This window comes from Novosphingobium sp. ST904, assembly GCF_001298105.1.
Lineage (GTDB): Bacteria > Pseudomonadota > Alphaproteobacteria > Sphingomonadales > Sphingomonadaceae > Novosphingobium.
The window spans coordinates 102,496-112,814 of the sequence record NZ_LGJH01000152.1 but is presented as its reverse complement, the minus strand read 5'-3'; the positions used below and the strand labels follow the sequence as shown (position 1 = coordinate 112,814).

Sequence of the window (10,319 nt, the reverse complement as noted above, 5' to 3'; positions counted from 1 at the left end):
CGTTCGAATCGTTCCGGGCGCACCATTTCTCCTTCAAAGGCCGTTGGCCGATGGGGGTACAGACATAGATACTGCAATATGCGCCCGTAGCTCAGCTGGATAGAGCATCAGACTACGAATCTGAGGGTCGGACGTTCGAATCGTTCCGGGCGCACCATTGCAGCACACACGAAAAACCCCGCAGGGCTTTGGCTCGGGCGGGGTTTTTCGCGTCTGCCGCTCTGAGATTCGCGCTTCATGCGCACCGGTCCCGAAGAATGCGCTCCGGGCGCGTCACGGCGAAAAAAAGCCGGGAACACTGGCGTGTCCCCGGCCCCTTATTTTGATCCGCGTCGAGGCGGAAGCGTTACTGGCCGGTGGGCGTCGCAGCCGCGCCTGCCGCACCCGAGGGTGCTGCCTGGGCATCGGCTCCGGGCTGACCGCCCGAGCTGGACTGAAGCTGCGAGTTGAAGGAGGCGGCCGTCATGCCCAGCGCCAGCGACTTGTCCGCGCCCAGACCGAAGTAGGACTTCTTGAGCTGGGCCACGGAGCCGTTGCTGAGGTTGACGAACACGTCGTCGCCTTCAGCCTTGCCGATGGTGCCAAGGACGACGCCGTCGCTGCTCTTTACCGGGGCATCGGCAACGAAGGCGCTGGCAAGCTCGGCGCTGCTTTCGGCCTTGGCGCCGCTGACGGCGGCTTCGAGCTGCGCCTTGTTCATCCCGATCGTCAGGCCCTTTTCGCGCATGGCGAAGGAAGCGACCGGGAGGCCGGCGCGCGCAGTGCCGGTGTTGACGGTCACAACACCGCTCTGCACCGCTTCAACGGAGCCAACTTCGGTGCCGTCGGGGCCATAGACCTTGGCGCCCACCGTCGGTGCGACAGCGGTTGCGGCCGCGCCCTGCGCCATCACGGCGACCGGAGACAGGGTCGCTGCGGCGATCGCGGCGGCGATGAGAGTTTTCTTCATGGCGTACTCCTTCTCGATGCGGGAACCGACCCAACGGTCCCGGCTCGGCTTCTGCACAGTCGCAGCGCAGAAGCGTGAATGGTGGTCCGGAAAACACGACCCGGACGGTTGGTTTCGGCTTGAAGCCGAAAGTCCGTTCCGCGTGCATTTGTCACGTGGGAAGGAACGGACGAGAACGATGCATGTTGCATCCGCGAAACGGAATGGCGGCTGAACTGTGCCGGATCAACCGCTCAGTTGACGTATTTTCGCGGCGAAATGGCGGAAATCCGCCATACGGAGATTCCCGGGGCGACAGGCTGTGCCATCTGTCGGACAAATGGGGCAGGGAACATCCTGTGGGCTGGACGCTTGATCGCGGATGGTGGGTGGTTCAGCAAGGCAAGCGATGGATCGGGATTCTGAGAACGGAGGCGAGGGCGATGGCCCTGCGTCGCCGACGGTCTGGCGTTATGCCATGGCGAAGCGCGCTTACGTCGTTATCGACGCGGCGGACTATTTCGAATTGATGCGCGGGGTGATGGAGGAGGCACGCCAGCGCATCTTCATGATCGGCTGGGACTTCGATTCGCGCATATTGCTCTCTTCGGGAAGGCGATGGTGGCAGCGAGGGCGGCACGAGAAGTTTCCGGCGCGGCTCGGGTCGTTCATCATCTGGCTGGTGAAGAGCAATCCTCGTCTGGAAATCCTGCTCCTGAAGTGGAATTTCTCGCTGGTGAAGTCGCTGTTTCGCGGCACCATGATCGTTGACCTGATCCGCTGGGCCTTGCGCGATCGAATCGATTTCAAGTTCGACGGCGCCCATCCCATCGGATGCAGCCATCACCAGAAGATCGTGGTGGTGGACGATGTTTTCGCGGCCTGCGGCGGGATCGACATGACGTCCGACCGCTGGGACACGCCCGAGCACTTGCCCAGGGACAAGCGGCGGCGGAAGCCGACCGGAAAGCTCTATGGTCCGTGGCACGACGTTACCATGGTGATGGAAGGCGAGGTGGCAGGCGCGTTGGGCGATCTGGGGCGGGAACGCTGGAAGGTGGCGGGCGGCGCCGAACTGGTGCCTTGCGCGCCGCAGGATTTCAGCCCGTGGCCCGAGGAACTGCGCGCCGAATTCGAGAACGTGGAGATAGGTATCGCCCGCACCCGCGCCGAATATGGCGATTGCCCGCAAGTGAGCGAGATCGAGGCGCTGTTCGTGGAGCAGATCCGCCGGGCGAAGCGCTTCGTTTATGCCGAGACCCAGTACTTCGCATCGCGCGCCATTGCCGAGGCCATCTGCGAGCGGCTTCTGGAGGACGATCCGCCCGAGTTTCTCATCATCAATCCCTGCACCGCCGACGGCTGGCTGGAGCAGATCGCGATGGATACCGCGCGCGTCGAACTCGTCCGCACGCTGCGCAATGCCGATCATGCCGGGCGGTTCCGCATATTCTATCCGGTCGCCTCCGACGGCACGCCCATCTACGTTCATGCCAAGCTGATGATCGTCGACGACGAGATACTGCGGGTGGGTTCCGCGAACATGAACAACCGCTCGATGGGCCTCGATTCGGAATGCGACGTGTTCATCGATGCCGCGCGGCCCGCCAATGCCCATGTGTCTTCCGCCATCACGGGCCTGCGCCATCGCCTGCTCTCCGAGCATTGCGGCGTGACCGAGGAGACCATCGCCGAGGCGCTCGATCGCCACGGTTCGATGGCGGCCATGATCGAAAGCCTTGTGCCCTTGGGCAAACATCTGGAACCCTTGCCCTTGAAACATCTCACCGAAGCTGAAAGAGCGCTCGGTGAAAGTGCTCTGCTCGACCCGGAACGTCCCGGGGAGATGTTCGAGCCGATCGAGCGGCGCGGTCTCTTCCGCCGCAAGGGGCAGCTCATGCGGCTGCACCTTATGGATAGATTGCGAAGGAGTAAGAAGGGATGAGCAGCCTCGACGGTCCCGACGAGGACAACCCGCTGGGCAAGCCCGCCGTCCCCGAGCACGTGCAGCAGGCGATCCGCACCCTCATCGAATGGGCGGGCGACGATCCCTCGCGCGAAGGCCTGCTGGACACGCCGAAGCGCGTGGCACGCGCCTGGCGGGAATATTGCCAGGGCTATGGAGAAGACCCGGCAGTTCACCTCAGCCGTGTGTTCGAGGAAGTGGGCGGCTATGACGAAGTCGTGCTGCTGAAGGATATTCCGTTCCAGTCGCACTGCGAACATCACATGGCGCCCATCATCGGCAAGGCGGCGATCGCCTATCTGCCCAAGGATCATGTCGTGGGCATCTCGAAGCTCGCCCGCGTGCTTCACGGATTCGCGCGGCGCCTCCAGATCCAGGAGCGCCTCACTGCCGAAGTGGCCCAGTGCATCTGGGAACACCTCAAGCCGCAGGGCGTCGCCGTTGTGATCGAGGCCAGCCATGCCTGCATGACCGCGCGGGGCGTGCGCACGCCGGGCGTGAGCATGATCACCAGCCGCATGATGGGGACATTCCTCGACGATGAGCGCAGCCGCAAGGAAGTGCTCAGCCTGATGGGCTACTGATCGCGGAAACCATCCCCAATCCGGGAAACCGGCGCGCTTATCCCCGCTTCCGCAGGCAAGGGGCTTGAAACCGTCCCCGGCCTGCGGCGAAGGAAGCGGCTTGCCATGCGGCGGGGGATAAGGTGAGCGGTCGGATCGAAAGCATCGAAGGGCGGAGCAAGGTTCGCCTGCAGCATGGGATGATCGCGCTCGTCCCGGCTGCCATGCTGCTCGTCCTGCTGCTGCGCAGCGTCTGGGATGTGGACATCTTCTGGCAGCTCAAGCTGGGCGAGATCATCCTCGATCATGGCGGCCCGATCGCGCGGGAACCCTTCGCCGCGCTCCATCTGGGCGAGCCGCTTCCGGCGGTCGGCTGGCTGGCGCAGGCGAGCATGGCCCTCATCAGGTCTCTGGGCGGCTGGGGCGCGCTTCGCGCCTTCGATGCGCTCTGTTGGCTTGGCGGGTTCTGGGCCGTTGCCGCCGCATGTCGGAGCCGAGGGGCAGCCGCTCATGCTGTTGCGCTGGCGCTTGTCCTTGCATTCCTGGCCGCATTGCCCACGGCCAGCATTCGCCCGCAAAGCTTCGCCGCGCTGGGCTTTGGGCTATTGCTCGCAATGCTGCGGCTTCGGCCGAAGCCGCTGGTGATGATCGGGCTGGGGCTGCCGTTGCTGGTGCTCTGGCAGAACTTTCACCCTTCGGTGAGCGTCGGCGTGCTGGCGCTTGGCGTTCACACCGCCGTTGACGCACTGGCCTGGCTGCGCGGCCGGACCCGGCGTATCCCGATTGCTTCGGCCATCCTCACCGTGGCGGCGATCGCCGCGATGTTCGCGACACCCGATGGTTTCTCGATTCTGGCGATATCGGCGACCAATGCCGAGATGAGCCTTGCCATCGGTGCGAGCGAATGGCGCCCGCTATGGATATCGGCGAACTGGGAGAATGCGATTCCGGTTCTCCTGACCTTGCTGGTGACCTGTTGGCTATTGCTGCGCCAGAAAGAACGCCGCTTCGACTGGAGCGAACTGCTGGTGGCGCTGGCGCTTCTCGTCATGACCGTGACGGCCTATCGTTTCGTGCTGTTCTGGGCGCTGGCGATGGTGCCGGTGATCGCCCGCGCGGCGACCGCGACAGGAACGGCATCGCCGGATGAGGTCCGAGCGGTTCCGCGCTGGCTGCCCGTTGCCGCCGTTCTGGCGGTGGTGCTGGTCGTCCCGTTTGCCGCTCCTACCCGATTCGGTCCCAACCTGCCGCTGCAGGCGATCGCGCATCTCAAGCAGCAGGACGTGCGCGGCACGATCTATGCCGATTTTCCTTATGGTGGGCCTGTCATCGATGCAGGCTGGCCGGCCTGGCGCGTTGCCTACGACGGCCGGTACTACCGCTACGGCCATGACGAGTGGCAATACAACGGCGGCATCGAGAACGGGTACGTTCCTCTGGTCGACGTCATTGCCAAATGGCATCCGGCCGCGTTTCTCATTCAGGAAGACCACAATGCGCCGCTCGCGCGTGAACTGGCCCGCTCGCCAAAATGGCGGCGGGTGTTCAGGGGGCAGGACGGAATGCAGGTCTATGTTCCGAAAAAGCGCTGACCGGGCCTGAAAGCGGCGCCGGGCAAGCCTGCGGGCTCACCCTCCCCGTGTGACGGGGATCAGGGCGCCGGTGATCGAGCGTCCTGCATCCGAGGCAAGGAATCCGATGACTTCGGCGATGGCCGAGGGCTGCACCCAGGTGGAGTAATCGGCGTCAGGCATGTCAGCACGATTGGCCGGGGTGTCGATGATGCTGGGCAGCACGGCATTCACGGTGACGCTGGTGCCCGTAAGCTCTTCCGCAAGCGCTTCCGTCAGGCGGTGGACGCCCGACTTGGAGGCGGCATAGGCGCCCATGCCCGCGCCGGCCTTGAGGGCGGCCCCGGCGCCGATGTTGACGATGCGGCCGGCCGCTGACTTTCGCAGTTCGGGCAGTGCGAGCTGGGAGATGGTGGCGGCGGTTGTCAGGTTCATGGCCTGCATCTTCGCCCAGGCAGCGATCGATCCGCCTTCCAGCGTTTCCCAGGTGAAGCCGCCAGCAACGTTGACCAGCACGTCTATCCCGCCGTGCGCCGCAACGATCTGGGCCAGCGCTTCGCCGGTGCGCCGGCGTCGGCCAGGTCCACGCCGCCAACATCCAGTGCGCCTGCGAGCGGCCCTCTGGCCGCAGGGGCGAAGTCGATGCGGGCGACCTTGTTGCCGGCTTGCGCGAATGCGGCGGCGACAGCGGCGCCGAGAATGCCGAAACCACCGGTGACGATAACCGAACGTGCCATGAAAACTCCTCGCTTTGTGGCGACGCTAAACGTCCCCCGGCAGCCGGGCAAGGCGATCAGGACAGGAGAGGGCAAGCCAACGCCCCGTCGATGGAATGGACATGAAAAAGGCGGCCTTCCCACAGGAAGGCGCCTTTCTTCCGGTTTTCGCAGGGCGCTTAGAGCTGGCCGAGCATATAGTCTGCCGAGCTGACCTCGAACGCACCCGGCGCCTCGACGTTGAGCTGTTCGACCACGCCGTCGTTGACGACCATCGAGAAGCGCTTGCCGCGATGGCCCATGCCGAAGCCGGTGCCATCCATGACGAGGTCGATCGCCTTCACGAAATCGCCGTTGCCGTCGGACAGCATGGTCACATCACTCGATCCCGAAGCCTTGCCCCACGCACCCATGACGAAAGCGTCGTTGACGGCGGTGCAGGCGATTTGTCGATGCCGCTGGCCTTCAGATCGGCCGCCTTGTCGACGAAGCCGGGCAGGTGCTTGGCGGAGCAGGTCGGCGTGAAGGCGCCGGGGACCGAAAACAGCGCCACTTTCCGGCCTGCGAAGAAGTCGGCGCTCTGTACCGGTTCAGGGCCGCTCTCGGTGGCCTTGATGAGCTTTACGTCGGGCAGCTTGTCACCAATGGCGATGGTCATGGTGTGAATCCTTCTCATGCAAATGAACCGTAAGGACCGCAGATATAGACGTCGAAAGTCTTCCGGCAATGAGGCTCGCGGGCGGGGGTGTCTGTTTAGGTGATGTTAACTACGTTATGGGAATTTTCCTAACGAGACGGGAGCCAATTCCCGCCAAGGAGGAGGAGCACCATCATGAGCACCTGCCTTGCGAAACGCCGGGTTCGAGCCGGATCGCTGATCGCCGCCGTCTGCGTTGCCACGTTGGGATTGGCACCGCCGGCCGCCGCCCTGCATGCTGACGCCAGCGCGGAACGCCTGCAACGCCTCGATGCGATGCTGAAAGTTACAGCCATGCGCTGTGAAAACACCGGCGACGATTTTCAGGCCGACTATCGGACATTCAGCCGCGTGCATCGTGGCGATCTCGATCTCGCCGCGCGCCGCGTTAGGGCTGATTACGTTCACCTTTATGGCGTGAAGAACGGTGTACGGGCGCTGGACCGGCTGTATGGTGTCATGGTCAATCAGTATGGCGCGGGCCATCCCTGGCTGAACTGCGCGCAGTTGCGACAGGTGACTCAGGGCCTTGCCATCGCCGTCGGGAGAGAGCCGCTGGTGGAAGCGGCAGGGCAACTTCTTCCCTACAGGCAGCCGGCATCCGCGTTCGCGGCGCACTGACGCCGTAAACAGCAATATCGAAAGCGGCGTGTTTCCAGGGCGATAGCTCTGGCGGCACGCCGCTTTTCTCATGTCCCGCAGATTGGGACGCTCGCCGCTTGACGGGGCGCGATTCGCGTCATAATTAGAATAGGTATTCCGGTTTTATAAAAGGTGCGCCGAATTGAAGGTAGCGCCGACATGGGAGAGTTTGATGAGACTGGCATTCGTGCTTCTTTCGACGTCCGCGCTGGCCGTTCCTGTCATGGCCCACGCGCAGACTGCCACTCAGGCAAGCGATGATACGGCCGCGCAGAGCCAGGGTCTGGGCGATATCATCGTTACGGCAAACCGCACCGCCTCCGACGCGCAGGACACCCCGATCGCGCTCAACGTCTACTCCGGCGATGCACTGCGCGATGCCGGCGTCGTGTCGGTCCGGGACCTCGCCCTGATCGACCCCAGCGTGAACATCTCGCCTTCGGCGGGCGCAGCATTCGTTGCAGTGCGCGGCGTTGCCTCCACCGACGTGACGGAGATCGGCGATCCTTCCGTGCCGATTGCACGCGACGGATTCTACACCAACCGACCGTTCTCGATAAACGCCTCGATGTACGATCTCGCGCGTATCGAGGTGCTCAAAGGGCCGCAGGGCACGCTCAACGGGCGCAACTCCACCGGCGGTCTCGTCAGCATCATTACCAACCGGCCGCAGTTCTCCAACGGGGGCTACAGTTCGGTCGAAGTGGGCAACTTCGGTACCTTCAACGGGGAGATGGGCGCCAATCTCGCGGTGAGCGACAACTTCGCGATCCGCGCTTCGGGCACTTTCATGACCCATGACGGCTACCGCAAGCTGGACGCGCCGACGAAGGATGCCGACGACGAGAATTTTGCATCGGGTCGGCTTCAGGCGCTTTATCAGTCGGGTGGCTTCTCGGCATGGGTTTCCTACCAGCACGACTCCCGCAAGGTCCATGGCGATGCCGTGCTGCGGGGGACGCTCGGCGGCCCTCAGCCTGACCTCGACGATATCGGAGACTTCGTGGGTACCACGCCGATTTCCACGCGGCTCGAAGGGGACCGCGTTCGCTGGGAACTGGCCTACAACACCAGCGGCAACCTGAACTTCATCTATTCGGGCGGCTACGACGAACAGCACTGGAAAAACGTGGTCGATGCCACCGGGCCATCCTACCCGGCGAACCGCCAGTTCCGTCAGAGCGAGACCCCCAAGACCTGGAACCACGAATTCCGCGTCAGCAATGACTCCGCTTCGCGTCTGTTCTTCCAGGCGGGCTATTTCCGGTTCCAGGAGAACAACACCGTCGATTCCGGGCTCTACAACCGTGACATGACCGGCGACTTTGCGATCGGCGGCCCGCTGGCGGCACTGGGGCAGCCCGATCAATACGGCATCAAGTTCGATTACAGGATCAAGACCCGCTCGCAGGCGGTCTTCGGGCAGGTCGATTTCGACCTCACCGATCAACTCGAACTGAGCGTGGGCGGCCGCTACACTTGGGACAAGAAGAGCCGCACAGGTCAGGCCGTGCTGGATCTTGCAGCTTTGGCCAGCCCGTTCATCTCTGCGGACCCGATCGTTACGCCGGGTGAAGGCAAGCTCAGCGAGAGCCAGCCGACCTGGCACGCAGGGCTGAACTACCATCCCACCCCCGATACGCTGATCTATGCGAAGTACGACCGCGGCTACAAGTCGGGCGGCTTCAATTCCAACGGCAGCGCGGCCTCGATACCCTACGGTCCGGAAAAGCTGGACGCCTTCGAACTGGGTACGAAGAATTCGTTCCTGGGCAACTCGCTCCAGATCAACGCTGACGTCTTCTACTCGAACTATCGCGGTTATCAGGCCTCGCAGACATCCAGCGTGATCGACGGCGGCAGCGGCATCTTCAATGTCGGCAATGCCAAGATCTTCGGTGCCGAGGCGGAAGTGAAGGCGCTGGTGGCGGAGCACACGCGGATCGGCGTCAACGGCACTTACCTGCACACCAAGTTCGGCAACGGTATCGAGGTCAACGATGGCGACAACAGCCCCGTGGATATCAGCGGCAACCGTCTGCCCAATGCCCCGACGTTCACCGTGACCGGCTCACTGGATCAGGACTTCCTCTTCGCCGGTGGAAAGGTCACGGCTCATCTCGACGGGAAGTATTCTTCGAAATATTACTTCTCCGTCTTCAATCTGGATGATGTCGCTACGGAAGACTTCTTCATGGCGAATGCGTCTCTGGCCTACCAGCCTGACGTTGGAGGCTGGAAGATCCAGGCTTTCGTACGCAACATCTTCGACAAGAATGTGCTGGCCTATGCGCAGCAGAACTTCGTGTCGTTCACCAACAATTACCAGTTCCAGCCGCCGCGCACTTACGGCGTCCGGGCGAGCGTGAATTTCTGATGTCTCGGTGATCCTCCGCGGGCGGGCGCGCTTCTCCTCCTGCAAGCGTCCGCGAAGGCACCATATCGCCGGGCAACGATCGGGGGCGCAGCTACTGGCTGCGCCCCTCTTTTCATTCCCGCGCTGGAGAAGGCAATGCGCCTAGAGGTCAGTCGTGAGGTAAGCCAGGCACATCCGGCCCAGTTCTATCTTCAGTTCCTTCCAGTCCTGAGGATGAACGGACTCCCCGGTCGAGCCGAGGCTCAACTGGCGGGCAAGGGTGGCGAAGATGATCTGATAGGCGGCATTCGCCTTGCGCTCCTGATCGGTGCCCCCGAACTGGTCGCGATATTCCAGCATGGCGCCGATGCCGAGCGCCGCGGCGCGATTGGCGCTCTGCCGGCCGGGTTCGGCGACCAGTGGATCGAAGGCGGCGCGGGCCATGCTCTGGCGGAGCAGGGGGGCCTCTTCCCGCAGCAGCTCGGCGTAGTTTTCGACGAAGGCGGGAACGACGGTCTTCAGCGAGCTGGATACTCCACGCACCCGCTCCATCATCTCATTCTCGCGCTCTTCCATGCGTTTGAGGTGATCGCCGATAACCGCGCGGACGAGGTTCTCCTTACTCTCGAACCGCAGGTAGATCGAGCCGATCGAGACATTGCCGGTCTGGCTGACTTCCTGAAGCGTGAATTCCTCGCTTCCGCGTTCCAGCATGAGCTTCTTGGCGGCACTGACCATCCTTTCGAGCGAAGCCTTGCTGCGCCCCTGCTGGGGCTTTCGGCTGACGGAATCGACGGCCAGTTTCTTTTCGGCCTTTTTTTCGCCGGGGCGGGGCTTTGCGCTTGTTGACATGACCGCAACAAACAGCCTATCGAAATAA

Annotated in this window: 7 protein-coding genes, 1 tRNA gene and 2 pseudogenes; 6 read left to right on the top strand and 4 right to left on the bottom strand. The window is 63.1% G+C overall.

Annotation, left to right across the window (positions count from 1 at the left end; genetic code table 11):
* The first annotated feature begins 80 nt into the window (after nucleotides 1–80).
* A tRNA-Arg gene (locus ADT71_RS17410) sits at nucleotides 81–157 on the top strand.
* Nucleotides 158–346: 189 nt separating this feature from the next.
* Here the strand turns inward: ADT71_RS17410 and ADT71_RS17405 are convergent.
* Nucleotides 347–949 carry a hypothetical protein gene (locus ADT71_RS17405; protein WP_054438829.1) on the bottom strand — a complete coding sequence of 201 codons (603 nt, stop codon included), beginning with the start codon at nucleotides 947–949 and terminating at the stop codon, nucleotides 347–349.
* Nucleotides 950–1,337: 388 nt separating this feature from the next.
* Between ADT71_RS17405 and ADT71_RS17400 the strand changes: the two genes are divergently transcribed.
* The 3 genes from ADT71_RS17400 to ADT71_RS17390 all read left to right on the top strand — a co-directional run bounded on the left by ADT71_RS17400 (nucleotide 1,338) and on the right by ADT71_RS17390 (nucleotide 5,049).
* Nucleotides 1,338–2,873 (top strand): phospholipase D-like domain-containing protein, encoded by a 1,536-nt coding sequence (locus ADT71_RS17400; protein WP_054438813.1) that lies wholly within the window; start codon nucleotides 1,338–1,340, stop codon nucleotides 2,871–2,873.
* Entirely contained in the window at nucleotides 2,870–3,478 is a 609-nt protein-coding gene (gene folE / locus ADT71_RS17395) for a GTP cyclohydrolase I FolE (RefSeq protein WP_054438811.1), read from the top strand. The genes ADT71_RS17400 and folE overlap by 4 nt, the downstream gene beginning before the upstream one ends.
* Nucleotides 3,479–3,600: 122 nt before the next feature.
* The gene (locus tag ADT71_RS17390; protein ID WP_054438809.1) at nucleotides 3,601–5,049 is read left to right on the top strand and encodes a hypothetical protein; all 1,449 of its coding nucleotides are present in this window, start codon (nucleotides 3,601–3,603) and stop codon (nucleotides 5,047–5,049) included.
* Between the two features lie 36 nt (nucleotides 5,050–5,085).
* Here the strand turns inward: ADT71_RS17390 and ADT71_RS17385 are convergent.
* A pseudogene (locus ADT71_RS17385) lies at nucleotides 5,086–5,765 on the bottom strand (SDR family NAD(P)-dependent oxidoreductase).
* 158 nt (nucleotides 5,766–5,923) lie between these two features.
* Nucleotides 5,924–6,402 (bottom strand): annotated as a pseudogene (locus tag ADT71_RS17380) (peroxiredoxin).
* Nucleotides 6,403–6,576: 174 nt separating this feature from the next.
* Here ADT71_RS17380 and ADT71_RS17375 point away from each other — a divergent pair.
* Together ADT71_RS17375 and ADT71_RS17370 are read left to right on the top strand one after the other, a co-directional pair.
* Complete coding sequence (locus tag ADT71_RS17375) at nucleotides 6,577–7,062, top strand: hypothetical protein (protein WP_054438807.1); 486 nt, start codon at nucleotides 6,577–6,579, stop codon at nucleotides 7,060–7,062.
* Between the two features lie 193 nt (nucleotides 7,063–7,255).
* Entirely contained in the window at nucleotides 7,256–9,460 is a 2,205-nt protein-coding gene (locus ADT71_RS17370) for a TonB-dependent receptor (RefSeq protein ID WP_054438805.1), read from the top strand.
* A gap of 141 nt (nucleotides 9,461–9,601) precedes the next feature.
* Here ADT71_RS17370 and ADT71_RS17365 read toward each other — a convergent pair whose 3' ends face one another.
* Nucleotides 9,602–10,291, bottom strand: a complete 690-nt coding sequence (locus tag ADT71_RS17365; RefSeq protein ID WP_054438803.1) for a TetR/AcrR family transcriptional regulator — start codon at nucleotides 10,289–10,291, stop codon at nucleotides 9,602–9,604.
* Nucleotides 10,292–10,319 lie beyond the last annotated feature (28 nt).